At 61.1% G+C, this 26,613-nt stretch carries 22 protein-coding genes; 13 read left to right on the top strand and 9 right to left on the bottom strand.

The features are described from left to right. Positions 1-38 precede the first annotated feature (38 nt). Together GSR16_RS15070 and GSR16_RS15065 are read right to left on the bottom strand one after the other, a co-directional pair. Entirely contained in the window at positions 39-1,583 is a 1,545-nt protein-coding gene (locus tag GSR16_RS15070; RefSeq protein ID WP_159878782.1) for an efflux transporter outer membrane subunit, read from the bottom strand. A 76-nt stretch (positions 1,584-1,659) separates the two neighbouring features. Beyond that, positions 1,660-2,280, bottom strand: a complete 621-nt coding sequence (locus GSR16_RS15065) for a TetR/AcrR family transcriptional regulator (RefSeq protein ID WP_159878780.1) — start codon at positions 2,278-2,280, stop codon at positions 1,660-1,662. A 534-nt stretch (positions 2,281-2,814) separates the two neighbouring features. On the opposite strand from GSR16_RS15065, the gene GSR16_RS15060 reads away from it, so the two are divergent. Beyond that, the gene (locus GSR16_RS15060; protein WP_205677587.1) at positions 2,815-4,287 is read left to right on the top strand and encodes an acetyl-CoA hydrolase/transferase family protein; all 1,473 of its coding nucleotides are present in this window, start codon (positions 2,815-2,817) and stop codon (positions 4,285-4,287) included. 58 nt (positions 4,288-4,345) lie between these two features. On the opposite strand, the gene GSR16_RS15055 is transcribed toward GSR16_RS15060, so the two are convergent. The 5 genes from GSR16_RS15055 to GSR16_RS15035 form a co-directional block, all read right to left on the bottom strand. Next, positions 4,346-5,362 carry a Gfo/Idh/MocA family oxidoreductase gene (locus GSR16_RS15055; RefSeq protein WP_159878776.1) on the bottom strand — a complete coding sequence of 339 codons (1,017 nt, stop codon included), beginning with the start codon at positions 5,360-5,362 and terminating at the stop codon, positions 4,346-4,348. Positions 5,363-5,419: 57 nt separating this feature from the next. After that, positions 5,420-6,406, bottom strand: a complete 987-nt coding sequence (gene iolG, locus GSR16_RS15050; protein WP_159878774.1) for an inositol 2-dehydrogenase — start codon at positions 6,404-6,406, stop codon at positions 5,420-5,422. Between the two features lie 201 nt (positions 6,407-6,607). Continuing rightward, positions 6,608-7,615: a bifunctional inositol 2-dehydrogenase/D-chiro-inositol 1-dehydrogenase gene (gene iolG / locus GSR16_RS15045; RefSeq protein ID WP_159878772.1), complete on the bottom strand. Its 1,008-nt coding sequence runs from the start codon at positions 7,613-7,615 to the stop codon at positions 6,608-6,610. Positions 7,616-7,667: 52 nt separating this feature from the next. Then, the gene (locus tag GSR16_RS15040; protein WP_159878770.1) at positions 7,668-8,492 is read right to left on the bottom strand and encodes a TIM barrel protein; all 825 of its coding nucleotides are present in this window, start codon (positions 8,490-8,492) and stop codon (positions 7,668-7,670) included. 26 nt (positions 8,493-8,518) lie between these two features. Beyond that, on the bottom strand, positions 8,519-9,430 hold the full coding sequence (locus GSR16_RS15035; RefSeq protein ID WP_159878768.1) for a sugar phosphate isomerase/epimerase family protein: 912 nt from the start codon (positions 9,428-9,430) through the stop codon (positions 8,519-8,521). Positions 9,431-9,638: 208 nt separating this feature from the next. Here GSR16_RS15035 and GSR16_RS15030 point away from each other — a divergent pair, with 208 nt between their 5' ends. From GSR16_RS15030 to GSR16_RS15000, 7 genes are all read left to right on the top strand, one after another. After that, positions 9,639-10,694, top strand: coding sequence for a LacI family DNA-binding transcriptional regulator (locus GSR16_RS15030; RefSeq protein ID WP_159878766.1), 1,056 nt, complete (start codon positions 9,639-9,641; stop codon positions 10,692-10,694). A 170-nt stretch (positions 10,695-10,864) separates the two neighbouring features. Next, positions 10,865-12,721 carry a 3D-(3,5/4)-trihydroxycyclohexane-1,2-dione acylhydrolase (decyclizing) gene (iolD, locus tag GSR16_RS15025; RefSeq protein WP_240902505.1) on the top strand — a complete coding sequence of 619 codons (1,857 nt, stop codon included), beginning with the start codon at positions 10,865-10,867 and terminating at the stop codon, positions 12,719-12,721. A gap of 41 nt (positions 12,722-12,762) precedes the next feature. Next, the gene (iolE, locus tag GSR16_RS15020; RefSeq protein WP_159878762.1) at positions 12,763-13,674 is read left to right on the top strand and encodes a myo-inosose-2 dehydratase; all 912 of its coding nucleotides are present in this window, start codon (positions 12,763-12,765) and stop codon (positions 13,672-13,674) included. 341 nt (positions 13,675-14,015) lie between these two features. Further along, positions 14,016-14,954 (top strand): sugar ABC transporter substrate-binding protein, encoded by a 939-nt coding sequence (locus GSR16_RS15015; protein WP_159878760.1) that lies wholly within the window; start codon positions 14,016-14,018, stop codon positions 14,952-14,954. A gap of 58 nt (positions 14,955-15,012) precedes the next feature. After that, positions 15,013-16,560: a sugar ABC transporter ATP-binding protein gene (locus GSR16_RS15010; RefSeq protein ID WP_159878758.1), complete on the top strand. Its 1,548-nt coding sequence runs from the start codon at positions 15,013-15,015 to the stop codon at positions 16,558-16,560. A 49-nt stretch (positions 16,561-16,609) separates the two neighbouring features. After that, positions 16,610-17,635, top strand: a complete 1,026-nt coding sequence (locus tag GSR16_RS15005; RefSeq protein ID WP_159878756.1) for an ABC transporter permease — start codon at positions 16,610-16,612, stop codon at positions 17,633-17,635. Between the two features lie 164 nt (positions 17,636-17,799). Then, the gene (locus tag GSR16_RS15000; protein WP_159878754.1) at positions 17,800-18,711 is read left to right on the top strand and encodes a DMT family transporter; all 912 of its coding nucleotides are present in this window, start codon (positions 17,800-17,802) and stop codon (positions 18,709-18,711) included. Here the strand turns inward: GSR16_RS15000 and GSR16_RS14995 are convergent. Next, positions 18,641-19,507: a MurR/RpiR family transcriptional regulator gene (locus tag GSR16_RS14995; RefSeq protein ID WP_159878752.1), complete on the bottom strand. Its 867-nt coding sequence runs from the start codon at positions 19,505-19,507 to the stop codon at positions 18,641-18,643. The two genes, GSR16_RS15000 and GSR16_RS14995, sit on opposite strands and share 71 nt — an antisense overlap. 235 nt (positions 19,508-19,742) lie before the next feature. Here GSR16_RS14995 and GSR16_RS14990 point away from each other — a divergent pair, with 235 nt between their 5' ends. From GSR16_RS14990 to GSR16_RS14975, 4 genes are all read left to right on the top strand, one after another. Beyond that, positions 19,743-21,680, top strand: coding sequence for a bifunctional 5-dehydro-2-deoxygluconokinase/5-dehydro-2-deoxyphosphogluconate aldolase (locus tag GSR16_RS14990; protein ID WP_159878750.1), 1,938 nt, complete (start codon positions 19,743-19,745; stop codon positions 21,678-21,680). 18 nt (positions 21,681-21,698) lie between these two features. Next, on the top strand, positions 21,699-22,616 hold the full coding sequence (gene iolE, locus GSR16_RS14985; RefSeq protein ID WP_159878748.1) for a myo-inosose-2 dehydratase: 918 nt from the start codon (positions 21,699-21,701) through the stop codon (positions 22,614-22,616). Continuing rightward, the gene (gene iolB, locus GSR16_RS14980; protein WP_159878746.1) at positions 22,613-23,410 is read left to right on the top strand and encodes a 5-deoxy-glucuronate isomerase; all 798 of its coding nucleotides are present in this window, start codon (positions 22,613-22,615) and stop codon (positions 23,408-23,410) included. The genes iolE (GSR16_RS14985) and iolB overlap by 4 nt, the downstream gene beginning before the upstream one ends. A 120-nt stretch (positions 23,411-23,530) precedes the next feature. Next, positions 23,531-25,024 (top strand): CoA-acylating methylmalonate-semialdehyde dehydrogenase, encoded by a 1,494-nt coding sequence (locus GSR16_RS14975; protein ID WP_159878744.1) that lies wholly within the window; start codon positions 23,531-23,533, stop codon positions 25,022-25,024. A 161-nt stretch (positions 25,025-25,185) separates the two neighbouring features. Here the strand turns inward: GSR16_RS14975 and GSR16_RS14970 are convergent, their stop codons facing one another. Continuing rightward, on the bottom strand, positions 25,186-26,013 hold the full coding sequence (locus tag GSR16_RS14970) for an SPOR domain-containing protein (RefSeq protein ID WP_159878742.1): 828 nt from the start codon (positions 26,011-26,013) through the stop codon (positions 25,186-25,188). Between the two features lie 139 nt (positions 26,014-26,152). On the opposite strand from GSR16_RS14970, the gene ndk reads away from it, so the two are divergent. Next, the gene (gene ndk / locus GSR16_RS14965) at positions 26,153-26,578 is read left to right on the top strand and encodes a nucleoside-diphosphate kinase (protein ID WP_159878740.1); all 426 of its coding nucleotides are present in this window, start codon (positions 26,153-26,155) and stop codon (positions 26,576-26,578) included. The last annotated feature ends 35 nt before the right edge of the window (positions 26,579-26,613 follow it).

The following is a 26,613-nucleotide window of genomic DNA, read 5'->3' as shown; positions in this document are numbered from 1 at the left end:
TTTTTATCTCTAGATTGCGTGTTATTAGCGGGCCGTGCTCAGGGGCGGGCCAGGGCAGACTGATCGGCATTGCCGGGGGCGGTGCTGCGGTTCCACCAGCCACCTCCCAGCGCCAGGAACAGTGCGGCGGAATCGGCATGGCGGCTGGCGCTGGCGCTGATCAGATTGATGCGCGACTGCTGCCAGGTGCGCTGGGCATCCAGCAGGGCCAACTGGCTGACCGCACCCAGGCGAAAGCGTTTTTCCGTCAACTGCAGGGTTTCGCGTGCCTGGGCTTCGGCTTCGGTCTGCGCCTGCAGCGTGCTGGCATCGGCACTGACAGCCCGCAGGCTGTCAGCCACGTTCTGGAAGCCCTTGAGCACGGTTTCCCGGTATTGGGCCTGGGCTTGTTCGAATGCAGCCTCTGCGCCACGCTTCTTGGCGCGCAGGGCTCCACCGTCAAACAGCGACTGGCTGACACTGGCACCCAGACTCCACAGGCTTAATCCCGTGGTGGCTGGCCCGACAAACAGGCGCTCGCGGGTAAAGCTGCCGGTGAGGCTGATTTGCGGATACTGATTGGCTGTTGCCACACCGACAGCGGCACCAGCCTGTTGCAGCAGTGCCTCGCTGGCACGGATATCCGGTCGCTGGCGTACCAGTTCTGAGGGGAGGGAAACGGGCAGTTCTGCAGGCAGCTGCAGGCTGTCCAGCGTGAATTCCGGCAGGTCGCCATCTGATGGCAACTTGCCCACATAGACTGCCAACTGGTGTCGGGTGAGATCCAGCGCTTTTTCCAGTGGCGACAACTGGGCGCGAGTTTGTGCCACCAGGGTGGCTTGTGACAGCACGCTGCTGCGGGCTACCGCCCCCAGCTTGGCCTGCTGTTCCACGATGCGCAGCTGCTGCTCGCTGGCAGCCAGCATGGTCTGGGTAGCTTGTAGCTGGGCGCGTTGGGACGCTTCCTGAATGGCGGTGGTCACCACGTTGAAGATCAGGGTCTGGTAAGTGGCTTCCATCAGATAGCGCTGATAGTCGGTAGCCGCCATCAGTCCCAGCAGCTGCTGACGGTTGGCACCAAACAGATCCAGCGTGTAGGACACATTCAGTCCGGCACTCAGCACGTTGTAATCGCTAGGTGTGCTGCCGGATAGCAACTGTTGCTGGCGACTGCCACCCAACTGGCCACTGACCGACGGGTATTGCAGCGAGCCGGATGCGGCGTTGTAGTTTTCCTCAGCCTGCTTCAGTGCTGCGCGCGCAGCTGTCAGGCTGGGGTTGTTCTGCAAGGCCTCGCGCACCATTTTGTCCAGTGCCGGAGAACGGAACAGCTGCCACCATTCGGCAGGCAATTGCTGGCCATAGGCCAGGTGTTGGGAAATGCCGCTATTGCCTATGCCTGTGGGGCTGGCGGCGGTGTGCTGCTCGGCCTGTTTGCTGTCGTAGCCGTGAACCTGGCTATCGACGATCTGCGGAGTGCGGGTGGGCGGTGTCAGCGTGCAGCCTGCCAGGCCAAGGCTCAACAGCAGGGGCAGCAAGGCCCGTTGTGCGGTCAGAACCCGGTGACGTTGTTGCCGGCCGGGGGAGTAAGTGGGATGCATCATGATGCTCCTGTTTCATTTCATGCCATGCCCGGATGAAGGGTCTCGGCATTGTCCTGCCTTATGGGCGAGTTGATTCTTAAGATTTTTCTGATTTTTGCACCGGATGTGACGCAAGGATCAGCCGGTCAAAGGCCAGCAAAAAGCGATGTCGTGCTTCTGCGTGGTCTTCCGGGGTGCAGCTGTTCAGGTTGCGCAGCGCTATGCCGGCAATGGTGCTGTGAAACAGCGCCAGTTCGTCAGGGCTGCAGGTGATGCCGTACTGCAAGAATGCTTCTTTCTTGTTGTTCAGCATGCGACGGTCAAAGTCGCTCAGCCAGTGCTTGAGCTTGGGGTCGGTTTCGGCGGCAACGGTGACTGCCACCATCAGTCGGGCAATGCGGCTGTCGCAGACGTTATTGCACATCTGCACGCGAAAGTTGCTGAGGCTGAGTTCCGCTGCCTGCCCGGTGCACCCCTGGGCATTGATGACCAATTGGCAGCCATGTTCCACCACAACGGTTAGCAGATCGTTGCGGGTGGGAAAGTAGTAGGTCAGATGGCTTTGCCGCAGACCGGCCTGCCGGGCTACCTTGCTTTGGCTGAATCCCATGATGCCGTCGCGCAGCAGTACTTCCAGTGCCGCCTCAATCAAGCGGCTGCGGCTATCTTTGTCGGCTGGGGCCGGGCTGGTGTCTTCGAATGGCAGGGTTGCTGACATGGTATTTGGTTGGTTTACCAAAACCAGTAAAAGCTAACAATGTTTAATCATGAAAGCCAGCATTCGCAGTCGAAATTCCTGCTATGACGGCTAAATATTGATGCTTGATGCAAATTTGATACAGAACAAGAGGGAAGGAGTGCAGCCGATTGCGTTGTCCTGGTGGATTGAGCTGGCGGAAGGCTATGGCATGACAAATATGACAATAAATTTAATTTTGCAGGCAATTAAATTCAAATGACATTTTCATGGGGCGAAAAACCAAGGGCTACCCTATATCACGCCGCGTCAAACAGGTTTTGATCTGGATCATGTTTTGTCTGATTTGTTTTCCGGCCGCTGGCAGAAGCTGCTTTAGTAGCAGGCTTGGTCTGCTGACGTGAACGTAAATACAAAGTCGGCAACCGCAGACAAGCCGGCCCTGTCAGACCGGCGCAACGCTCAATAAAACACCAGGCCGCCAACAGGCCGGAAATTGCAAGGGAACAACAATTGGAAAGACGTATCCACCATGCCGGACTGGCAGGGAAAATCATGTCGGCAGAACATGCCGCCGCACAAATCCAGCCCGGCATGACCGTAGGCATGAGCGGGTTTACCGGCTCGGGCTATCCCAAGGCGGTGCCGCTGGCGCTGGCTGGCCGTATCGAAGCTGCCCAAGGCCGTGGCGAGAAATTTGCGCTACGCGTGTTGACCGGTGCCTCCACCGCGCCGGAGCTGGACGGCGCACTGGCCAAGGCGGGGGGCATTGATTTTCGCCTGCCATACCAGTCCGACCCGGAGCTGCGCGCGCGCATCAACCGCGGCGAGATCGACTATATGGACGTGCATCTGGGTCAGGTGGCGCAGTACACCTGGTTCGGCTTCCTCGGCAAGATCGACGTGGCGGTGGTGGAAGTGGCCGGCATCCTGCCTGATGGCCGGCTGATTCCGTCCACCTCCATCGGCAACAACAAAACCTGGCTGGACCTGGCCGACAAGGTGATCCTGGAAGTCAACAGCACCCAGCCGCTGGGGTTGGATGGCATGCATGACATCTATTACGGCACCGCGCTGCCGCCCAATCGCCAGCCCATTCCGCTGACCCAGGCCGGCGACCGTATTGGCGAACCCTATCTGCGGGTGGACCCGGCCAAGGTGGTGGCGGTGGTGGAAACCCATGCGCCGGACCGGCTGGGACGCTTTAGCGCTCCGGACGAAACCAGCCAGCGCATTGCCAGCCATCTGGTGGAATTCCTCAAGCATGAAATCAAGGTGGGCCGCCTGCCGGAAAACCTGCTGCCGCTGCAATCCGGCGTGGGCAATATTGCCAATGCGGTGCTGGGGGGCCTGCGTGATGGTGGTTTCACCAATCTGACAGCGTTTACCGAGGTGATTCAGGACGGCATGCTGGATTTGATCCGCACCGACACCATCCGCATGGCCTCGGCCACCGCGCTGTCGCTCAGCCCGGAGGGTGTGCAGGAGTTTGCCCGCAATATCGACCACTACCGCGAGCGCATCGTGCTGCGGCCGCAGGAAATCTCCAACCATGCCGAGCTGGTGCGCCGCCTGGGCTGCATCGGCATCAACGGCATGGTGGAGGCCGACCTGTATGGCAACGTCAACTCTACCCATGTGGCTGGCACATCCATCATCAACGGCATTGGCGGCTCCGGCGACTTTGCCCGCAACGGTTTCCTGTCCTGCTTTGTCACCCCCAGCACGGCCAAGAACGGGGCGATTTCCTGCATCGTGCCGATGGTCAGCCATGTCGACCACACCGAGCACGACGTCTGCATCGTCGTCACCGAGCAGGGCCTGGCCGATTTGCGCGGCCTGTCGCCCAAGCAGCGCGCGCGCAGCGTGATTGCCAATTGCGCTCACCCGGACTACCGCCCGCTGCTGCAGGATTACTTCGACCGTGCCTGCCGCGACAGCAAGGGCAAGCACACCCCGCATCTGCTGGGCGAGGCACTGTCTTGGCATGAGCGACTGGTGGAGCAGGGCAGCATGCGGCCCAACTGATGGAAACAAAAAGCCCTTGCTATACAGCAAGGGCTTTTTATTGGTAGCGGGGTGTACGTTACAGCTCCACCACCTGTTTGCTGCGCAGTGCCTGGGTGATGGCCAGGCCAATGCGGGTGGCTTCGGTAGCATCGGCCAGGCTGAGCGCCAAAGGCTGGTCGTGCTGCACGGCATCGACAAAGTGCTGGGCTTCGCTGACAAAGGCCTCGGCAAAGCGCTGGTAGAAGTCCTGTACACATTCATTGCGCACGCCATGGGCATCGCTGATGTCCACCCGGTTGGCGCGCGGATTGGCACCCACGGTCAAGCGCCCGGCAGTGGCAAAGATTTCGGTCAGGGTTTCATGGCCATGCGCCTGGGTGCGCGAGGCATAGAAGCAGGCCAGCTTGCCATCGGCAAATTCCAGCATGGCCACGCCATTGTCCACATCACCGCAATCGGCCAGTGCCGGATGCAAGGCATTGGTGCCGGTGGCCCAGACACGTACTGGCTTGGGCGAACCCAGCAGCCAGCGAGCAAGATCAATATCGTGAATGCTGCAATCCATGAAAATGCCACCGCTGCTGGGGGCAAACTTGACGAAAAAGCCGTTTTCGTCGTTCAGGTCGCAGGTTTGCGAGCGTAATAGATAAGGCTGGCCCACAGCACCTTGCTGCAGCTTGTCCGCTGCATCCTGATAGCTGGCATCAAAGCGGCGTACAAAACCCACCATGGCCTTGAGCTGCGGGTACTCTGCAGCGGCGGCCTCCACCTTGCGGCAATCTTCCACATTCAAGGCCAGCGGTTTTTCGCAGAACACATGCTTGCCGGCGCGCAGGCAGGAGATGATCTGCTCGGCATGCAGTGCGGTAGGGGTGACCAGAAAAACCGCTTGTACTTGCGGTTCGGCCAGCATGGCCTCCAGCGTGTGGTGGCGGTGCACGCCGGGCAGGTGTTCTGCCGCCCAGCCCAGTTCCTCATCCAGCGGTGAGCAGGCGGCCACCAGCCGGGCACCGCGAATGCGGTCGCGCAGGTTGAGCGCATGGCGGCGGCCCAGCCGACCCAGGCCAACAATGCCGATATTGAGTTCAGACATGACTTCTCCCGGCCCGCCGACAGGGTGCGGCGGGCATGTGATGGGGGATGGGAAGACTTACAGACTGATCAGACGGTTTTCCTGCCAGGAGCGGGTGGCAGCATCGGCCAGCTCCAGCGCCTTGACGCCATCTTCCACCGTGGTGCGCGGGGTGGCACCGTGCTGCACCACGTCAAAGAAGTGCGCCATTTCCAGTGCGTAAGCGGCGCGGTAGCGTTCCAGGAAAAAGTGTTCCGGCAAATCGGTGCTGACGTGCTGACCACCATGGGCGGTGACTTCGGTGGGGCGGTGGTTGCCGGCCTGCAACATGCCCAGGCTGCCCAGCACTTCAAAGCGCTGGTCGTAGCCATAGGCGGCACGGCGGCTGGTGTTGATCTGGCACAGGCGGCCGGAGCGGGTACGGATGGTGACAGCGGTGGTGTCGGCGTCTCCTGCCTCGCCAATGGCCGGGTCGGTCAACACACTGGCCGTGGCCTGCACGCTGACGGCTTCGTCGGCCAGAATCCAGCGGCAGATGTCGAAGTCGTGAATCAGCATGTCCTTGAAAATGCCGCCGGAGCGCTTGATGTAGTCCACCGGCGGTGCGCAGGGGTCGCGACTGGTCACCACCAATACTTCCGGCTGGCCGATTTCGCCGGCCTCGATGCGTGCTTTCACCGCGGCAAAGGTGGGGTCGTAACGGCGCTGGAAGCCGATCAGGCAGGCCACGCCTGCTTCTTTCACCGCAGCGGCGCACTGGCGAGCGCGTTCCAGCGTCAGGTCCACCGGTTTTTCACAGAAGATGGCCTTGCCACGCGCGGCCGCGCGCAGGATGAGGTCGGCATGGGTATCGGTACTGGAGGCAATCACCACGGCGCCCACTTCCGGGTCGGCCAGCGCGCTGTCGATGTCGGTCACACTGGCACCATATTGTGCCGCCAGTTCCTGCGCCGAAGGCTGGTGGGTATCGACGACATACTTCAGGCGGGCACCGGGCTGGGCTGCCAGGTTGGCGGCGTGGATCTTGCCGATACGGCCGGCTCCGAACAGGGCTACTGCGGTCATTGCTGTCTCCTCATACGTGTTGTTGGCCAACCGTGCCGCTGGTTGGTGTGCTTGCTGAAGAGTATATGTTAGAAAATAATTTCTGAAAAATATTTATTTGGAAAATTTGTTTTCCGTGCGATGAAAGAAAAAAAAGCCACAGCAACCGGTGGGCCACCGTGGCAAGTCCGAGGAAGTGTGCTGCAGAGAACGCGGGGAAAATCAGTAGAACTCAGGACGCTCCGGCATGCTGATGCTAACCACGGCACCGTTTTGCTGTGCCAGTACGCAGGCATCTGCCGCCACGGCGGCGGCATAGCCATCCCAGGCGGAGGGACCGGTGAGCTGGCCGGCCTGCACGCCGTCGATGAAGGCTTGCAGCTCCACGTCGTAAGCGGCGATAAAACGCTGTTTCCAGTCGGTGAGGATGGCGGTGGAATAGCTGGCCGCGCTGCGTAGCGGCACGCTGGATGGCTCCGGCAGGCTGGCAATGCCGGTTTCTCCCACGATCTGGCACTGGATGTCATAGCCGTATTGGCAGTTGACGAAGATTTCCACGTCGATGCGTACGCCGCTGCGGGTTTCCAGCAGCACGATCTGCGGGTCGGCCAGATGCGGCAGGGCATGGCTGCTCTTGCGCGGGAACACCACCTGCGCCGATACATAGTCTTCATCCAGCAGCCAGCGCAGCACGTCCAGCTCGTGAATCAGCGTATCGGTAATGGCCATCGGCGTGGTATAGCCTTCGCCTACTGATGGGTTGCGATGGGCGCAATGCAGCATCAGCGGCGCGCCGATTCGGCCTTCGTTCAGCACCTGTTTGAGCGCACGGTAACCGGCGTCGTATGGGCGCATGAAGCCCACTTGCACCAGCCGTTTGCCGTGGGCACGCTCAGCCTCGACGATGCGCATGCAGCCCTCGGCAGTGACGGCCAGCGGCTTTTCGCAGAACACCGGTTTGCCGGCGGCAATGGCGGCCAGTACAAATTCTTCATGACTGGGGCCCCAGGATGTTACCAGTACGGCTTCCACTGCCGGGTCGCGGATCAGCGCCTGGGCGCTGTCGTGCACGGTGGCGGCCAGCAGGTATTGATCCACCGTGGCCTTGGCCTGCAGCGGGTTGATGTCGTGGACGGCAAGCACCCGTGCGCCGGACAAGGTCTGGCTGATGCGGCGGATGTGGTCCTGGCCGATGGCTCCGGTGCCGATGACGCCAATGGCTAATGTCATGTCTGTCTCCTTGGTCTTGCTTGTTATGTGCGGTGCTGGTGTAAATGGCGGTTTAGTCGGCCAGTTGCTGGCGGATGTAATCCATGCTGTTACGCAGCAGGGCTTCGCTGTCCGGCGCTTCCATGATCTCGTTGGCAAAGGGTTCGAACGACACCACGCCCTGATAGCCACGGGCCAGCAGTTCCTTTAGCTGCGGAATATTGCCCAGCCGGTCAGCACTACCCACCAGCACGCGGTGGCCATCGCGCATTTCATTGTTCGCCAGCGTGGTGGATTCCACGCCGGAGATGTGCACCAGCCCGGTCAGCTCCGGGAAGAAAATGTCTTCGCCGGCCAGGTGGTGGTGGAAGGTGTCGTGCACCAGGCGGAAATGGTGCTCACCCGCCGCAGCGTAAATGGCGGTGACGGCTGCTGATTTGCGGCGCAGTGCACATTCCTCGAAGCCTAGCGGCTCCACCAGCCCGCTGATGCCGTGGTCGTCCAGAATCGCTTTGAGCTGTTTGAGCGCATGGATCAGATCCTGCTGGCGCTGGCTGGCCGTGCGCGCATCATCACGGCTGTTGAGCGGGCACATCACCAGTGCCTGGGCACCGCAGTCGCGGGCGTAGGCGGCCAGTTGCACGGCGCGCTGTTGCAGGTCGGCATCAAACACGTCAAACGGGTAGAGCGCATTGATGGTGCGGATGGTGATGCCGGCTTCGGCTGCGGCATCACGCAACTGGGTGGCTTGGGTGCCATTGCTGATTTCCACGCCGTTCAGGTCGTTGCGGATTTCGATGTCGGATACGCCCAGCCGTTGGCACATGGCCAGATAGTCGGGAAAGGACAGGCGCGGTGCGCTGATGCGGTTGATGGCAAAACGGATGTTGTGGTTCATGATGGGCTTTCTGCGGGTAGGGAGACTTACTTCGCTTGCTTCTGGGGGGAGTGCTTTTCCAGATAACGCTGCATTTCGCTCAGCATGAAGCGCGACGATTCGTCGGCGCGTTCCTCCCAGGCAAACACGCAGGAGGACAGCACGCCGTCAAAACCGATGTCGGCCAGGGTGGCAAAAAACACATCCCAGTCGATTTCGCCCTGGCCGATATCCAGATGCTGATGCACCCGCACATTGGCACCGGGCGGGTTGACGATGTAGCGCAGGCCGGAGGACGCCTTGTGGTTGAAGGTGTCGGCCACGCGTACATGGGCCAGTACCGGCGCGGCAGCGCGCAACATGGCGGCCATGTCGTCGCCGTAATAGAAGGTGTGCGGCGCGATATAGGACAGCTTCACATTCGGTGAGCCAATTACCTGCACGATGTCCAGTGCCGGCTGGAAGGTTTCGATCCAGTCTTCCGGATGCGGCTCGATCGACAGCTGCAGGCCTTCGCGCTCGAAAATCGGCACCAGCTCGTCCATCGAGCGCCAGAATGCCGCCTCGCATTGCTCTGGCGTATTGATGCCGGCACCCAGTCCCACCGAACGCTCCGGCGATGCACCACGGCCAAATTCGGAAATCAGGGTGTCGCACTCCAGCTCCACCGCTATTTGGATGGCCTTCTTCCAGTATTTCATCGCCGCCTCGCGTTCATCTTCAAACGGGCTGGACCAGCGATACATCGGTTGCAGTGTGGCCAGGCTGACGCCGTGTTCGCGCATGGCCTGCTTGAAACCGGCCAGTCGTTCAGCATTGGCACGTGGCATGGCCCACCATTGCAGCAGGTCGGCGCGCGGGGAAAGTTCGATGTGGCGGTAACCCAGTTCGGCCGTCTTGCGGCATAGTTCCGGCAGGCTGAGGTGCCGGTACATGTACGGGTCCAGGGCAATCTTCATGTCGTCCTCCATTTCTTGTGGTATTGCCTGATAGCCATGCTGCAGTGCACCTAATGCCAAACGGCTAGGTCATTGTGGTAAAAGGGCTGCAGCAGGGTGTTATGGGGCTGACTCTAGGGGAGGAAAGCTGGCTTTTCAGTTGCTGATTTGACGATAAATCGTCAATGTGGGCCGATTGCCACGGTGATTGAAGCCAGAGGAAAGTCGCATGAGCCAGCCGCCACGCCGCAAGAAAACCGCCCGTTTCATCGAAATTGCCGCCGCCGCCGGGGTAAGCGTGGCCACGGTGGACCGGGTGTTGAACGAGCGGGGCAGTGTATCGGCCACCGCGCGCGCCAAGGTGGTGGCGGCCGCGCGTGAGCTGGCGGTACCACGGCTGTTGCCTGATACCCGCCATGGCCTGATCCATATCGACATCCTGCTGCCGGACAACCACTCACCTTTCTTTCGTCGCCTGCGCCAGGCCTTGCAAGCGGCACTGCCCATGCTGGACCGGCGGGTGGTGGTGCATCAGCAGACCCTGGGCGAAAAGGATGAAGCCGGCATGCTGCGTGCCTTGCGTCCACGTCCTTATCTGCGTCAGGGGTTGATTGTGGCGGCCCCGGATACGCCGGCTGTGCAACTGGCCTTGCAGGCGGCCATGCAGCGTGGCGAGCAGGTGGCACTGGTGGTCAGCAATGTGGCTGGCCTGCCAGCGGCGCGCTATGTCGGCATCGACAACCACGCCGCTGGCCGCACTGCCGGGCTGTTGCTGGGCCGCCTGTGTCAGCAAGCGGGGCGGGTGCTGTTGCTGTCCAGCCGGCCGGACTACCGTGGCCATCTGGAGCGGGCCAGTGGCTGCGCCGAGGTGCTGGCGCAGGGATTTCCCCATTTGCAGTGTGATCAGGTGGCTACCGCCACCCATGACGATGCCGACCGCTGCTATGCCGCTGTCAGTCATGCTTTCAAGCAGGGCCAGCCGATTGCCGGCATTTACAACAGTGGGGCGGGGTCGCCCGGCATCGAAGCCGCACTGCGCCGTTATGCCATTCACGACAAGGTGTGCTGGGTAACGCACGAGTTGTCGGACGACCACCGTCAGTATCTGCAGCAGGGGCTGCTGGACGTGGTGATCGATCAGGACCCGGATGGCCAGGCCATCAAGGCCCTGCAACATGTGCTGGCAGCGCTGGAGGTGTTGCCGCAGCGAGGCGAAATCGGGGCAGCTGAATTCCGCCTCTATCTGGCAGAGAACATGTCAGCCTCGCCCTATCTGTCCCCCTAGCAAGCATGGTTTGGTTTGCGGAAATTGTTTTTCAAAATAAAATTAAAATGAAAAATAATTTGCAAACAGACGCAAATCTTATATCGTAGTGGCAGGCTGTTCCTTACTCTCGATGACGACAGGCTGGCACCGCCCGGTCAGCTGCCGTCATCGCCCCCTGGAGAATGGATGTGAAAACCGTACGTCTCACCGTGGCCCAGGCGCTGGTGCGCTATCTGGCCGCGCAGTTTGTCACCATGCCGGATGGCAGCCGGGCGCGGCTGTTTGGCGGCGTGTGGGCCATTTTCGGCCATGGCAATGTCGCTGGTCTGGGCGAAGCCTTGCAAGCCGCGCAGGATGTGTTGCCTACACTGAGAGCCCACAACGAGCAGGGCATGGCGCTGGCCGCCACTGCTTATGCCAAGGCGCATTTTCGCCGCCGCATGATGGCCATCAGCACCTCCATCGGCCCCGGTTGTACCAATCTGGTCACTGCCGCGGCGGTGGCCCATGTCAACCGCCTGCCCATGCTGTTGCTGCCGGGTGATGTGTTCATCTCGCGCGCGCCGGACCCGGTATTGCAGCAAGTGGAAGATTTTCAGGATGGCGGGGTGTCGGCGGTGGATTGCCTGCGGCCAGTGTCGCGCTACTTCGATCGCATCGTGGTGCCATCCCAATTGCTGAGCGCCTTGCCGCGTGCCATCGCCACCCTCACCGACCCGGCACAGTGCGGCCCGGTAACGCTGGCTCTGCCGCAAGACGTGCAGGCGCAGGCCTTTGACTGGCCGGAATCCTTCTTTGCCGAGCGCGATATCCATTTCCGCCAGCCACAGCCCGAACCCACCGAGCTGGCCGCTCTGGCTGGTCTGCTGCGTCAGGCCAGGCGGCCGCTGATTGTCTGTGGTGGCGGGGTACTGTACAGCGCGGGCGGGGCGGATGCGCTGCGGCAGTTTGTCGAAACCCACGGCATCCCGGTGGGCGAAAGCCAGGCCGGCAAGGGCGCGCTGGGCTGGGATCATCCGCTGCTGGCCGGCTCCATCGGTGTGACCGGCTCCCCCGCCGCCAACGAGCTGGCCGAGCAGGCGGATCTGGTGCTGGCAGTCGGCAGCCGGCTGCAGGATTTCACCACCGGCTCGCATGCGCTGTACGCCCAGGCCACGCTGCTGTCCATCAATGTGAATGGTTTTGATGCCATCAAGTGGGGTGGCCACAGCCTGCAATGCGATGCTGCGGTCGGGCTGACGGCACTGAGTGGCATGCTGCAAGACTGGCAGGCCGATGCCGACTGGACCGCCCACAGCCAGCGCCTGTGCAATGGCTGGCGGCGTCAGGTGGACGAGATTGTGCGCAGCCCGCGTGCCAGCCTGCCTACCTATGCCGAGGCTATCGGTGCAGTGCAGGCCTCGGTGGCGGATTCGGCCGAGCGCGACATCGTGGTGTGCGCTGCCGGTACGCTGCCGGCCGAGTTGCACAAGCTGTGGCGCACCAGTACGCCCGGCGGTTATCACATGGAATACGGCTTTTCCTGCATGGGTTACGAGGTAGCCGGTGGCCTGGGCGTGAAGATGGCGCGGCCTGAGCGCGAAGTCATCGTGATGGTGGGCGATGGCAGCTATTTGATGCTGAACAATGAACTGGCCACCTCGGTAATGCTGGGTCACAAGATCATCGTGGTGCTGCTGGACAACGCCGGTTATGCCTGCATCAACCGCTTACAGCAGGCCTGCGGCGGTGAGCCTTTCAACAATATGCTGGCCGACTGCCTGCATGGCGAACATGGTATCCCGCAGGTCGATTTTGCCCAGAATGCCCGTTCACTGGGCGCCGAGGCCGAAACTGTCGGCTCGGTGGCCGAACTGCTGGCTGCCATGGTGCGCGCCCGCGCCGCCAGCCGCAGTTATCTGATCCAGCTGCGCATTGACGGCCCGCAATGCACGCCAGAAGGCGGTAGCTGGTGGGAAGTAGGCATTCCGGAAGTCTCCGCGCGTGAAGCGGTACGCAGCGCCCGTGCCGACTATGAACAAGCCCGGCTGCGCCAGCGCCAGTAAGCCGCCAGCGTTCAACATATATAAAGACAAGGAGCGAGACAGTGCAGCAATTTGACGTACGTATCGGCATCAACCCCATTTCATGGAGCAATGACGACCTGCCGCAGCTGGGCGGGCATATTCCGCTGGAAACCTGTCTGCAGGAGGGCGCGGAAATCGGCTATGCCGGCTTCGAGCTGGGCAACAAGTTTCCCAGGGACCCACAGGCGCTGCGCGACAAGATGGCCGAATACGGCGTGGCGGTGGTGTCCGGCTGGCATTCCGGTCATCTGGCCGAGGGCTCGGTGGAGGATGAAATTGCGGCAGCCACTGCCCATGTGGACAAGCTGGTGTTCAATGGTTGCCAGGTGCTGGTGTATGGCGAGGTGGCCGGTTCGGTGCAGGGGCAGCAGCAGACGCCCTTGTCGCAACGCCCGCGGTTTGACAGCCAACAGCAATGGCGCGATTACGCTGCCCGGCTGGATGCTTTTGGCGCATGGCTGAAGGGTAGGGGCATTACGCTGGCTTATCACCATCACATGGGTGCCTATTGCGAAACCAGTGCCGACCTGGACTTGCTGATGTCGCTGACCGGGCCGGATGTCGGCCTGCTGTTTGATACCGGCCACATTACTTTTGCCGGGGGCGACGCCTATGTCGAGCTGCTCAAGCATGTGGACCGGGTGGTGCATGTGCATTGCAAGGATGTACGGCGGGCGGTGATGCAACAGGCCAAGGCAGAAAACTGGAGCTTTCTGGATGCCGTGCTCAAGGGTGTGTTTACCGTGCCGGGCGACGGCATGATCGATTTCGCCCCCATTCTGGCCACGCTGCAACGGCATGGTTACCGGGGCTGGCTGGTGGTGGAGGCCGAGCAGGACCCGGCGCTGGCACCCAGCTATGAATACGCCAAGAAGGGCTACGACTATCTGGCGGCCCTGTGTACGGCCTTGCGCCAGCCGGTGTCGGCCTGAACCTGATTGACATCACCACAGTACCTATTGCCAGCAGCCATGCATTAGCGCATGGCTGTTTTCATTTTTCTGTTCTGTTTTTACATCAAATCCCTTTTTTATCATGACCTTGCTGCATGTTTTACACAGTCTGGCATGGCTGATTGGCGGTAGGCATCAAGTAAAAATATAGAAATAAATTTCTATGTGCAATGCAGCATGAAATTTTATTTGCAATATTGAACACGCTCACTTATCTTAGCTGCACGACAACACGATATGCGCATCGCATTGCACTGCAACATGAGCGGTCGGCGGCATGTCGGGATCGAACCCACACTATAAGGACAGGAGACGCATCAATGAAACGCATCACCAAGCTTGCTGGTTCCGCAGTGTTCTTTTCCCTCACCATGCTGGCCATGCCGGCATCCGCCGCCAAACTGGGCGTGACCATGTCCGCCTTTGACGACAACTTCCTCACCGTCCTGCGCAATAACATGAAAACCTATGCCGGCAGCCAGAAGGGTGTGGACATCCAGTTTGAAGATGCGCAGAACGACGTTGGTCGTCAGCTCAGCCAGGTACAAAACTTCATTGCCCAGAAAGTGGACGCCATCATCGTCAACGTGGTGGATACCGATGCCACGCCGAAAATCACCAAGCTGGCGCAAAGCGCCGGCATTCCGCTGGTGTACGTAAACCGCATGCCGGCTGACAAGACCCTGCCGGCCAAGGTGGCCTTTGTCGGCTCCAACGAAGCCGAATCCGGCACCGTGCAGATGAAAGAGGTGTGTCGCCTGATGAAGGGCAAGGGCAATATCGTGGTGATGATGGGCGATCTGGCCAACCAAGCCGCGCGTCAGCGTACCAAGGATGTGGAAGATGTCATCGCCAAGTCCCCGTGTAACGGCATCAGGATTGTGGAAAAACAGACCGCCAAATGGTCGCGTACCGATGGTCGCGACCTGATGATGAACTGGCTGAGTGCCGGCGTACAGTTTGATGCCGTAGTGTCCAATAACGACGAAATGGCACTGGGTGCCATCCAGGCGCTCAAGTCCGCCAAGCGCCTGGACAAAACCATCGTGGCTGGCGTGGATGCCACCCAGGATGCCCTCACCGCGATGAAAAATGGCGAGCTGAAAGTGACGGTGTTCCAGAATGCCGCCGGTCAGGGCAAGGGTGCGGTAGACACCGCTCTCAAGCTGTCGCGTGGCGAAAAGCTGCCGTCGATGATCTGGGTGCCGTTCGAGCTGGTTACCCCGGCCAACTTGAAGAACTACCAGTCGCGCAACTAATGCTGAGGCGGGCGGCCGCAGCAGCGCGCCGCCCGGTACTCAAGGAGGAGAGCAAGCCATGTTGAGCCTGGCCCCGGAAAAACCGCTGGCAGCCGCCCCGTCCCACCCGCCGGTGAACAGCGAAACGCTGCTGATTGAAGTGGAAGGTGTACGCAAGGCTTTTCCCGGTGTGGTGGCGCTGGATGATGTGTCCTTCCGCCTGCGTGCCGGTACCGTGCATGCGCTGATGGGCGAAAACGGCGCCGGCAAGTCCACGCTGATGAAAATCCTGGCCGGGGTGTATATCCCGGACCAGGGCGTCTATCGCCTGCACGGTCGCGAAATCGCGCTGACTTCGCCGCTGGACGCACTGGAAAACGGCATTGCCATGATTCATCAGGAACTCAACCTGATGCCCTTCATGAGCATTGCCGAAAACATCTGGATCCGCCGCGAGCCGCTGAACCGCTTCGGCCTGATCGACCACGCCAAAATGTACCAGATGACGCACGAGCTGTTTGCCCAGCTGTCGATTGATCTGGACCCGGAAGCCAAGGTGGCCAGCCTGAGCATTTCCAGCCGCCAGATGGTGGAGATTGCCCGTGCGGTGTCGTACAACTCCGACGTGCTGATCATGGACGAACCCACCTCAGCGCTGACCGAGCACGAAGTCGCCCACCTGTTCCGCATCGTGCGCATGCTGCGCGAGCAGGGCAAGGGCATCATCTACATCACCCACAAGATGAACGAGCTGTTCGAGATTGCCGACGAGGTGTCGGTATTCCGCGATGGCCATTTCATCGGCTGCAAGCGGGTGGAACAGCTCAGCCATGATGAAGTGATCCGCATGATGGTGGGGCGCGAAATCACCGAGATGTTCCCCAAAACCATCGTGCCGATTGGCGAGGTGGCGCTGGAAGTGGAACAGCTCACCCTCGATGGCGTATTCCACGATGTGTCCTTTTCCGTGCGCCAGGGGGAAATCCTCGGCGTGGCGGGGCTGATCGGCTCCGGTCGCAGCAATGTGGCGGAAACCCTGTTTGGCGTCAGCCCGGCCAGCAGCGGCCAGATCCGCATCCATGGCCAGGCGGTGACGGTGGATTCGCCGCGCACTGCCATGCAGCACGGCATGGCCTTTCTCACCGAGGACCGCAAGGACACCGGCTGTTTTCTCAACCTGAGCATTCAGGAAAACATGCAGATTTCAGTGCTGGGCGGAGACAATCTCAAGGCCGGTTTCGTGCGGCAACAGGCGCTGGATGAAATGTGCGCGGCCATGTCCGGCACGCTGCGGGTGAAAACCCCGAATCTAGAAGAACGCATCGAGAACCTGTCCGGTGGCAACCAGCAGAAGGTATTGATAGGCCGCTGGCTGCTGACCAACCCGAAAATACTGATTCTGGATGAACCCACCCGTGGCATCGACGTGGGTGCCAAGGCAGAAATCCACAAACTGATCTGCAAGCTGGCCGGGCAGGGCGTGGCCGTCATCATGATTTCGTCGGAGCTGCCCGAGGTACTGGGCATGAGTGACCGCATCATGGTGATGCACGAGGGCCGGGTGACCGGCATTGTCGATCGCGCCGATGCCGACCAGGTCAGCATCATGACGCTGGCTGCCGGTTGAGCGTCAGACGCTTGAGCAGCCAAGCACAATAACAGCAGGAGAAGACAAAATGGCAATCAGCAATACGCAAGCACTGGGCAAATCCCCCAAGTCCGGCGCGTTCAGGTTCAAGCTTCCCGCCGAAGCGCGCATCTTCATGGTGCTGCTGGGCGTGGCCCTGGTATTTGAACTATTGGGCTGGCTGTTTGTTGGCCAAAGTTTCATCGCCAACAAGGAAAGACTGATCGTGATGGTGCTACAGGTGTCGGTAATCGGCATCATCGCGGTGGGCGTTACCCAGATCATCATCATGGGCGGCATCGACCTCTCATCCGGCTCGGTGGTGGCACTTACCGCCATGGTGTCGGCCAGTCTGGCGCAAACTTCGGACTTTGCCCGCGCGGTATTCCCATCACTGACCGACCTGCCGGTAATCGCACCGCTGGCCGCCGGCCTGCTGGTGGGGCTGGTGTGTGGGCTGATCAACGGTGCGGTGATTGCCAAAACGGCGATCCCGCCCTTCATCGCCACCTTGGGCATGATGGTGACCGCCCGTGGTCTGGCCAAGTGGTACACCCAGGGTGAACCCATCAGCATGTTGTCGGACCACTATGCGGCGATTGGTGCCGGCATCAACCCCATCATCATCTTTCTGATTACTGCGCTGGTGTTCCACATCATCCTCAGCTACACCCGCTACGGCAAATACACCTACGCCATTGGCGCTAACCGTGCGGCAGCTCGGGTGGCCGGTATCAATGTCAACCGCCACCTGATTCTGGTGTACACCGTGGCCGGCTTGTTGTCCGGTCTGGCCGGGGTGGTGACCTCGGCGCGGGCGGTATCCGGCCAGGCCGGCATGGGCATGATGTACGAGCTGGACGCGATTGCCGCTGCGGTGATTGGCGGCACCTCGCTCAATGGCGGCCTGGGCAAGATTACCGGCACGGTGATTGGCGCGCTGATTCTGGGCACCATGACGTCCGGCTTCACCTTCCTGCGTATCGACGCCTATTACCAGGAAATCGTCAAAGGCATCATCATCGTGGTGGCCGTGGTGGCAGACCAGTACCGCCAGCGTAATCGCCGCAGCTGATAGACCGCTATCACACAGCGGGGGTGACAACAGTTAAACTGCAGGTGGTGTCACACCCCGCTGTTCGCATGCAGCATGGCATTGCGGCAAGAATCTCTCAGCAGGGTGTTGATCGGGAAGGCTAGCCTTCCCGTTTTTTATTGTTGCGAAAAGGTGTCCTGCTCTTGAATCGTGCCGTACGTCCCGGTCTGGCGGAAGCCACGCTGCTGCTGGTTACCCTGATTGCCGGTTTTGGCTGGCTGTGTTCCAAGGAGGTCTTGCGCGGCATGCCGCCCCTGCTGTTTCTGGGAGTGCGCTTTGCCTCGGCCGGCGCGCTGCTGACCGTGCTGGCGCGCTGGCGTGCCCAGCCGCTGCCATGGCGTTTGCCGGCCAGCAGCTGGTGGAGTGCGGTAATGCTGGCCTTGGCCATGGTGCTGTGGATGCTGGCCTTGCAGCAAAGCAATAACCTGGGGGTGGGGGCCTTCATCGGCAGCCTGGGGGTGGTGCTGGCCCCGGTACTGGCTCGGCTGATGTTTGGCACCGTGCTGCTGGCACAAACCTTGTGGGCCATGCCGCTGGCAGCGTTGGGCGTGGCGGCCATGGCCTTGCATGGTGGCTGGCAGCTGGGCGCGGCAGACAGCCTGTTTCTGGCGTCCGCGCTGGCGATGTCGGTGTTTCTCAATCTGAACGGCAGGGCGGGTGCCAAGGCCGCTGCATTAAGCCTGACCGCCTTGCAGCTGCTGCTGTCCGGGCTGGCCGGTTTTGCCGGCAGTGCAATGGTGGAACATTGGCCGGCCAGTCTCAGCCCCACGGTATGGGGCTGGCTGCTGGTGAGCATTCTGCTGGCCACCTGTGGCCGTTTCTTCCTGCAAGGCTGGGCGCAGGCGCGGGTGCCAATGCAGCGTTCCGCTTTCATCCTGCTGCTGGAGCCGGTGTGGACTGCCGCGCTGGCTTGGTGGTGGTTTGGCAGCAGCATGAGCGCCAGTCAACTGACCGGCGCGGGCCTGATCATGTCGTCCTTGCTGATCAGTCGTCGTAAGCCCCGGCGTCGCGGGTCTCTTCAATCACCAGTTCCAGCCGGTAAGACAGGGCAATGAACAAGGCCTGACACAGGCTGATGGTGCTGGTGAGCGAACGGAAGGAAAACGCCGTGCCCTCTTTTACCGTCAGCACCGCGTCGGCATTGCGTGCCAGCGGGCTTAACTGGCTGTCGGTAATCACCAGCTGCTTTGCCTTGTTCTGCGCAGCCACCCGGGCGCAGTAGCGGGTTTCCTTGCCATAGGGCTGAAAGCTGATGGCGATCAGCAAGTCGTTTTCGCGAATGCTGCGGATCTGGTCGTGGTACATGCCGCCCAGGCCGGAAACCAGATGCACCCGCTTGGCAGTGTGCTGCAAGGCATAGCTGATATAGCTGGCAATCGGAAACATGCGCCGCACCGCCACCACATAGATATTGTCCGCCTTCACCAGCAGCTCCACCGCCTTGTCGATGGCCACCGGGTCCAGTGCCTCGGACAGATCATCCAGCCCTTGCTGGCAGGCCGTGATGAAGTTCTGCGTCACCTGGGTATTGCTCAGCGGCGTGTCCTGGGTGGCAATCACGCTGCGGATGCGCTTCTGGTAGTTGTTGACATTGCCACCGGCCGGAGCAAAGGCATCGCGAAACACCGTCTGCATGTCGGAAAAGCCGCTGAAACCAAAGCGCTGGGCAAAACGCACGATGGCGGAAGGTTGCACCTCACAGGCCTGGGCAATGTCGGTAATGCGTTCCAGTACCAGGGTTTGGCGGTGTTCTTCTATGTATTTGGCAATCACCTTCAGCTGCTTGCTCAGGTCTTCGTATTCCTCGGCAATGCGCTGCATGAGCTGATCGGCGCTCATTTCCTTGGTCATGGTAAGAATTTCCGGCAGTCTGGATGCGGTCATTTTAGAGTGAAACCGGCGCACTACAAAAACATTTTTCGGAAAATAATTTCTATTAGAAAATAAATACGAAAAAAAAGTTGCATTCATCAGGCCGCCGATTTATGCTGGACTTCACCGATATGGCTGACGGCGCACTTCCCCGGGCGGGTGGAGGCGGGCCGCAGCGGCGGACAGTCACTCAACGAGACAAAGAATGCACATCATGCAAAACACCACCCATTTTGCTGCCGACCGACCGCTGGACCTGATCTGCCTGGGCAGACTGGCCATCGACTTGTATGCCCGCCAACTGGGAGCCCGGCTGGAAGACGCCAGCAGCTTTGCCCGCTATCTGGGCGGCTCCTCCGCCAATATCGCTTTCGGTACTGCCAGGCTGGGCCTGAAGTCGGCCATGCTGTCCCGCGTGGGCGACGAACACATGGGCCGCTACCTGCTGGACACCCTGTCTGCCGAAGGCTGTGATGTCAGCCAGGTGAAGGTAGACCCGGAGCGGCTTACCGCGCTGGTGCTGTTGGGCATCAAGGACCGCGATACCTTCCCCCTGCTGTTCTACCGTGAAAACTGTGCCGACATGGCGCTGGAAGAAGCGGATATCAATGAAGACTTCATTGCCTCCAGCAAGGCGCTGCTGATTACCGGCACCCACTTTTCCACCGCCAAGGTAAATGCCGCCAGCCGCAAGGCGCTGGCGCTGGCACGAAAGCACGATGTGCGCACCGTGCTGGATATCGACTATCGCCCGGTGCTGTGGGGCATTACCGGCCGTGGCAATGGCGAGGAGCGCTATATCGCCAGCGATGGTGTGACTGCCCATTTGCAATCGGTACTGCCGCTGTTCGACCTGATTGTCGGTACCGAAGAAGAAATCAATATCGCCGGGGGCTCGGACGATTTGCTCACCAGCCTGGCTACCGTGCGCCAGTTGGCTCCGCAGGCCACGCTGGTGGTGAAACGCGGCCCGCTGGGCTGCGCGGTGATTCCGGGTGCCATCCCGGTGCGCATCGAGGATGCGTTATCGGTCAAGGGCGCGCAGGTGGAAGTGATGAATGTACTGGGCGCGGGCGATGCCTTTCTGTCCGGCTTCCTGTCCGGCTGGCTGCATGGCCGCGACTATGGCTGGTGCTGCACCCGTGCCAATGCCTGCGGCGCACTGGTGGTGTCGCGCCATGGCTGCTCGCCAGCCATGCCCACCCCGGCCGAACTGGATTATTTCCTCGGTCTGGAACAGACACCGCTGCGACCGGGTGACGATGCCACGCTCAGCCGTCTGCACCGGGTCAGCATCAAGCGCAAGCAATGGGATGACCTGTGCGTGTTTGCCTTCGACCACCGCAACCAGTTTTTCGAGCTGGCGCGGCAAAGCGGGGCGGACGAGGCGCGCATTTCCGTGCTCAAGCGCCTGCTGGTGGAGGCGGTGGCGCAAACCGAAAGCGCGCTGCAACTGCAGGGCCACATCGGCATTCTGGTGGACGACCGCTACGGCGAGGATGCCATGTATGCCGCCACCGGTCGCGGCTGGTGGATAGGCCGACCGGTGGAGCTGCCCGGTTCCAACCCGCTGGAATTCGACCGTGGCCGTACCGCCACTGCCCGGCTGGAAAGCTGGCCGCAGGAACACATCATCAAATGTCTGGTGCAGTACCACCCGGACGACACGCTGGAAAACCGGCTGGAGCAGGAAGCCCAGGTGCGCGCCATTTACGAGGCGGCGCAACTGAGCGGCCACGAGCTGCTGCTGGAAGTAATTCCGTCGAAAAAGCTGCCGCAACAGCCGGATACCGTGCTGCGCGCGCTCAAGCGTTTTTACAATCTGGGCATCTATCCGGAGTGGTGGAAGCTGGAATCCATGTCGGCCGCGCAATGGCAGGCGGTGGATGCGCTGCTGGCCGAGCGTGACCCTTATTGCCGTGGTGTGGTGCTGCTGGGCCTGCACGCTTCGCTGGATGTGCTGCGTCAGGGCTTTGCCGATGCGGCAGCCAGCCGCAGCTGCCGTGGTTTCATGGTGGGACGCACGCTGTTCCACGAACCGTCACAACGCTGGCTGGCCGGCGAACTGGACGACGCCGGGCTGATTGCTGCCGCCCGTGGCAATTTTGAAACCCTGATCGACATCTGGCGCAGCCGTCGCCAGCCGCGCTGAGCACCCGGGAGAACAATAATGAGCAAGCCATTCAAGGTAAAAATCGGCATCAACCCCATTTCCTGGTGCAATGACGACCTGCCCTCGCTGGGCGGAGAAGTCACGCTGGACACCATTTTGCGCGAAGGTGCGCGCATCGGTTACCAGGGCTTCGAGCTGGGCAACAAGTTTCCGCGCGACCCGCAAACGCTGGCTGCCGTATTACAGCCTTATGGCGTGGAGTGCGTTTCCGGCTGGCATTCCGGTTATCTGGCGGAAAACAGCGTGGAAGAGGAAATCCGCCGCGTCGAGCCTCATCTGCAATTGCTGGTGCAAAACGGCTGCAAGGTGATGGTGTATGGCGAGGTGGCCAGCGCCATCCAGGGCCAGCCCCAGCCCTTGTACAAGCGCCCGCGCTTTAGCAGCCCGCAGCAGTGGCTGGCCTATGGCGCGCGGCTGAACGAATTTGCCCGCCATCTGCAATCACGCGGCATTACCCTGGCCTACCACCACCATATGGGGGCCTATGTCGAAACCGCGCAGGATATCGACCAATTGATGGCGGTGACCGGCCCGGAAGTCGGCCTGCTGTTTGATACCGGCCACATTACCTTCGCCGGGGGCGATGCGCTGGCGGTGCTGAACAAACATATTGCCCGCGTGGTGCATGTGCATTGCAAGGATGTGCGCCCGCAAGTGGTGAAGCAGGCCTGGAACGGCAACTGGAGCTTTTTGCAGGCAGTGATCAATGGTGCGTTTACCGTGCCGGGCGATGGCTGCATCGACTTTGCTGCCATCCTGCACACCCTGGCCGATCACGACTACAGTGGCTGGCTGGTGGTGGAGGCCGAGCAGGACCCGGTCGTTGCCCCCAGCTATGAATACGCCGACAAGGGCTATCGCACCCTGTCATCGCTGGTGGCGGCCATCAATCAGCAGGAAAGGAATGTGGCATGAGCTTGTTGGTCAAGGCAGGCAAGGGACGTGAAATTGCCGACATCACCCCGCAAAGCGCCGGTTGGCAGCATGTGGGTTTCCGCGCAGTGCGACTGGATGTGGGTGATCAGGAAAGCTGGCAGGATGCCGGGCGCGAATGCTGTCTGGTGGTGCTGACCGGCAAGGTGGCCGTGCAGGCCGGGGCGCAGCACTGGGACAGCCTGGGCGAGCGCAGCAGCGTGTTCGACGAGCAGGCACCGTGGGCGGTGTATGTCCCGGCCGGAGAGCCTCTTACCATCAGGGCACTGACGCCGGCCGAAGTGGCCTTGTGCTCGGCACCCGGCCAGCCGGGGCGCGAAGTACGGTTGATTGCACCTGCCAGCATGCAGCGCAGCGTGCGCGGCAAGGGGGCCAACACCCGCTATGTAACCGACATCCTGCCGCAGACCGAGCCGGCGGATGGCCTGCTGGTGGTGGAGGTGATCACCCCGTCCGGCCATTCTTCCAGCTACCCGCCGCACAAGCACGATCTGGACAATCTGCCAGCAGAAAGCGCACTGGAAGAAACCTATTACCACCGCATCGACCCACCGCAGGGCTTTGCCTTCCAGCGCGTGTATACCGACGACCGCAGCCTGGACGAATCGCATGCCGTGGAAAACCACGACGTGATGATGGTGCCGCGTGGTTATCACCCGGTATGTGTGCCCTATGGCTACCAGTCCTATTACCTCAACGTGATGGCTGGGCCCAAGCGCCAGTGGTCCTTCCACAACGACCCGCAGCACGAATGGCTGTTGCAGCTGCCTGATTGAAACCGCGCAGCCCGGCCTGCCTCATGGGCCGGGCTGCACCTAACAAAGCTACCCCTCAAATCATTTTGATGCCGTCTATTGACCGGCAGGCCCCCGGCTGGCCCGGCGCAAGGAGAAACCATGTTGCAGATTCCGCATTTCATCAATGGCCAGCGTACTGCTGGTGCCGCACAACGCCATGCTGCCGTGTTCAACCCGGCATCGGGCCGTCCGCAGGCCGAAGTGGCCCTGGCCGAACCGCAAGATGTAGCCGCCGCCGTGGCAGCCGCCCATGCGGCCTTTCCGGCCTGGGCGGCGCTGTCCCCGCTCAAGCGCTCACGTGTCCTGTTCCGTTTCAAAAGCATTCTGGAGGAGCGCCAGCGCGAACTGGCGGCGGTGATTTCCAGCGAACACGGCAAGGTGGAATCCGACGCCCTGGGTGAAGTGCAGCGCGGGCTGGAGGTGGTGGAGTTTGCCTGCGGCATTCCACAATTGCTCAAGGGCGAATATACCGAGCAGGTAGCCACCGGCGTGGATGCCTGGACCATGCGCCAGCCGCTGGGCGTGGTCGCCGGCATCACGCCGTTCAACTTCCCGGCCATGGTGCCGATGTGGATGTTCCCGGTGGCGCTGGCCTGCGGCAACAGCTTCATCCTCAAGCCATCCGAGCGTGATCCGTCCGCCGCGCTGCTGATTGCCGAGTGGCTGAAAGAAGCCGGGCTGCCGGATGGCGTGTTCAATGTGCTGCAAGGCGACAAGCTGGCGGTGGACGGCCTGCTCACCCATCCGGATGTAGCGGCGGTCAGCTTTGTCGGCTCCACCCCGATTGCCCGCTACATCTATGAAACCGGTGCCGCGCACGGCAAGCGGGTGCAGGCGCTGGGCGGGGCCAAGAACCACATGGTGGTGCTGCCGGATGCCGATCTGGACATGACCATCGAGGCGCTGATGGGCGCGGCCTATGGTTCGGCCGGTGAGCGCTGCATGGCCATCTCCGTTGCCGTGGCGGTGGGTGAGGTGGCTGACACGCTGGTGGCGCGGCTGGCCGAGCGTACCCGTCAGCTGCGCATCAATGTCGGTACCGACCCCAAGGCCGAAATGGGCCCGCTGGTAACGCGCCAGCATCTGGACAAGGTGAGTGGCTATATCGCGCAGGGTGTGGCCGAAGGGGCCAAACTGGTGGTGGATGGCCGTGGCCTGGTGGTGCCGGGCTGCGAGGAAGGCTTCTTCATCGGTGGTACGCTGTTCGATCACGTCACGCCAGAGATGACCATCTATCAGGAAGAAATCTTCGGCCCGGTGCTCGCCGTGCTGCGGGTGGACACGCTGGAGGCGGCCATCCGTCTGATCAACCAGCACGCCTACGGCAATGGCACGGCCATCTTTACCCGCAATGGCGGTGCCGCGCGTGAGTTTGCCCATCGCATCCAGGTGGGCATGGTGGGTATCAATATCCCGATTCCGGTGCCGATGGCCTTCCACAGCTTTGGCGGCTGGAAAGCTTCGTTGTTTGGCGACCATCACATGCACGGCCCGGAAGGCGTGCGCTTTTATACCCGCATGAAGGCCATTACCAGCCGCTGGCCGGCCGGGCAGGTGCAGAGCGCAGAATTTGCCATGCCAACCCTGGGTTGAGCGGCAGCAAGAGGGGCCACGCTTATCGCCTGGCTTCTCGTGCTCCGGACATGGTTTGCATCCTCTGATCGACCTTCAGGCAGCCGTGACTGCCTTTTTTCATCGGGGCAAAAAAAAGGCCCGCCTTGTTGAAGGGCGGGCCGGTGTGCTGTTTGGTGCAACTACTGTCCGGCGGGAGCCAGCAGCGGGGTGTAGCCCAGACTACGCAGCTTGGCCATGGCCTCGTCGGCTTCGGCCCGGTTCTTGAACGGGCCCAGCTGGACGCGAGTTTCGGTATGGGCTTCAATGCCCTTGGCTTTCAGCTCTTTCACCAGTTTTTCTGCATTGCTGGTACTGGAAAACAGGCCCAGCTGTAGTTTGTAGCCCAGTGAACTGCCTTCCGGCTTGGCTTTCACCGGCGGCACGCTCTGCACCAGCGGTGTGCTCTCCGCAGTGGCTACTGTGGCGGCGGTGGGCTGTGGTGCTGCGGCTGCCGGGGCCGGCTTGCTGGCTACGCTATGTGGTGTGGCCACGGGGGCTGCTGCTGGGCTTGTTGTACCGGTGCCTGCGGCAGCTTTTGCCGCGGGCTTGCTGGCGGGTACGTGGGAAACTGGTGGTGATACCGGCTTGGCACTGGCAACTGCAGGTGTCTTGCTGACATCCGGGGTCTGCGGGGGGGCTGCAAGGGGTGCGGCAGGCGAAGGCGATGTACCGGCATCTGTCAGCGGTGCGCTGGCCTCAACCACCGGAGCGCTGGCCGGGGTAGCTTCCGGTACGGGAGCCTCTGCCGCTGGAGTAGAACTCGGGTTGACGATCTTGCCAGAGCTGCCTGCCGGTGTGCTGGCAGTCATTTCCACCTTGGGCTTTTTCATGCCATCCAGCACCGGTATGGCCGCCAGTGCCACGGCAACCAGGCCGCCGGCAATTGCCAGGCGCTTTTTCAGCTTGCTGTTGAGGTCTTTTTCATCCGGCCCGGTGCCGGGGTCCTGCCCTTGATTTTGTTCTGTCATGGCCTTGAATTTTTATGCAGCAGAGGCTTGAAAAGGCTGGTAAAATATCGGGTTCCTCAGAATTGCGTAACCCGAGTGGATAAACTAAAGCCTAGTTTAGCCACTTGTTCTGTTATTTGGGAGTATTTGGGAGATTTTTATGGCAATTGAACGTACCCTGTCCATCGTTAAGCCGGATGCCGTCGCCAAGAACGTGATTGGCAAGATCTACGACCGTTTCGAATCCGCCGGTCTGAAAGTGGTTGCTGCCAAGCTGAAGCAACTGTCCCGCGCTGAAGCCGAAGGCTTCTACGCTGTACACAAAGAACGTCCTTTCTTCAAGGACCTGGTTGACTTCATGGTTTCCGGCCCGGTGATGATCCAGGCTCTGGAAGGCGAAAACGCCGTCGCCAAGAACCGCGAACTGATGGGCGCCACCGACCCGAAAAAGGCTGACGCCGGCACCATCCGCGCCGACTTCGCCGAATCGATCGACGCTAACGCCGTACACGGCTCCGACAGCGCTGAAAACGCTGCCATCGAAGTGGCTTACTTCTTTGCCGCTTCCGAGATCTACTCCCGTTAATCTCGATTTGCCGTAATGGATGTATCTGGCGGCAG

The sequence above is a fragment of the Aquitalea denitrificans genome, from assembly GCF_009856625.1.
Taxonomy (GTDB): domain Bacteria; phylum Pseudomonadota; class Gammaproteobacteria; order Burkholderiales; family Chromobacteriaceae; genus Aquitalea; species Aquitalea denitrificans.
The sequence above is the reverse complement of the archived record's forward strand: the minus strand, read 5'-3'. Positions and strand labels throughout refer to the sequence as shown.

Coding starts and splice junctions, on each gene's coding strand:
- GSR16_RS14975 (WP_159878744.1), top strand. CDS start 23,531: ATGTTGCAGATTCCGCATTTCATCAATGGCCAGCGTACTGCTGGTGCC.
- iolE (WP_159878748.1), top strand. CDS start 21,699: ATGAGCAAGCCATTCAAGGTAAAAATCGGCATCAACCCCATTTCCTGG.
- GSR16_RS15060 (WP_205677587.1), top strand. CDS start 2,815: ATGTCGGCAGAACATGCCGCCGCACAAATCCAGCCCGGCATGACCGTA.
- GSR16_RS15005 (WP_159878756.1), top strand. CDS start 16,610: ATGGCAATCAGCAATACGCAAGCACTGGGCAAATCCCCCAAGTCCGGC.
- ndk (WP_159878740.1), top strand. CDS start 26,153: ATGGCAATTGAACGTACCCTGTCCATCGTTAAGCCGGATGCCGTCGCC.
- GSR16_RS15010 (WP_159878758.1), top strand. CDS start 15,013: ATGTTGAGCCTGGCCCCGGAAAAACCGCTGGCAGCCGCCCCGTCCCAC.
- iolG (WP_159878774.1), bottom strand. CDS start 6,406: ATGACCGCAGTAGCCCTGTTCGGAGCCGGCCGTATCGGCAAGATCCAC.
- iolG (WP_159878772.1), bottom strand. CDS start 7,615: ATGACATTAGCCATTGGCGTCATCGGCACCGGAGCCATCGGCCAGGAC.
- GSR16_RS15035 (WP_159878768.1), bottom strand. CDS start 9,430: ATGAAGATTGCCCTGGACCCGTACATGTACCGGCACCTCAGCCTGCCG.
- GSR16_RS14970 (WP_159878742.1), bottom strand. CDS start 26,013: ATGACAGAACAAAATCAAGGGCAGGACCCCGGCACCGGGCCGGATGAA.
- GSR16_RS15055 (WP_159878776.1), bottom strand. CDS start 5,362: ATGTCTGAACTCAATATCGGCATTGTTGGCCTGGGTCGGCTGGGCCGC.
- GSR16_RS15030 (WP_159878766.1), top strand. CDS start 9,639: ATGAGCCAGCCGCCACGCCGCAAGAAAACCGCCCGTTTCATCGAAATT.
- GSR16_RS14990 (WP_159878750.1), top strand. CDS start 19,743: ATGCAAAACACCACCCATTTTGCTGCCGACCGACCGCTGGACCTGATC.
- iolB (WP_159878746.1), top strand. CDS start 22,613: ATGAGCTTGTTGGTCAAGGCAGGCAAGGGACGTGAAATTGCCGACATC.
- GSR16_RS15070 (WP_159878782.1), bottom strand. CDS start 1,583: ATGATGCATCCCACTTACTCCCCCGGCCGGCAACAACGTCACCGGGTT.
- GSR16_RS14995 (WP_159878752.1), bottom strand. CDS start 19,507: ATGACCAAGGAAATGAGCGCCGATCAGCTCATGCAGCGCATTGCCGAG.
- GSR16_RS15065 (WP_159878780.1), bottom strand. CDS start 2,280: ATGTCAGCAACCCTGCCATTCGAAGACACCAGCCCGGCCCCAGCCGAC.
- GSR16_RS15015 (WP_159878760.1), top strand. CDS start 14,016: ATGAAACGCATCACCAAGCTTGCTGGTTCCGCAGTGTTCTTTTCCCTC.
- GSR16_RS15040 (WP_159878770.1), bottom strand. CDS start 8,492: ATGAACCACAACATCCGTTTTGCCATCAACCGCATCAGCGCACCGCGC.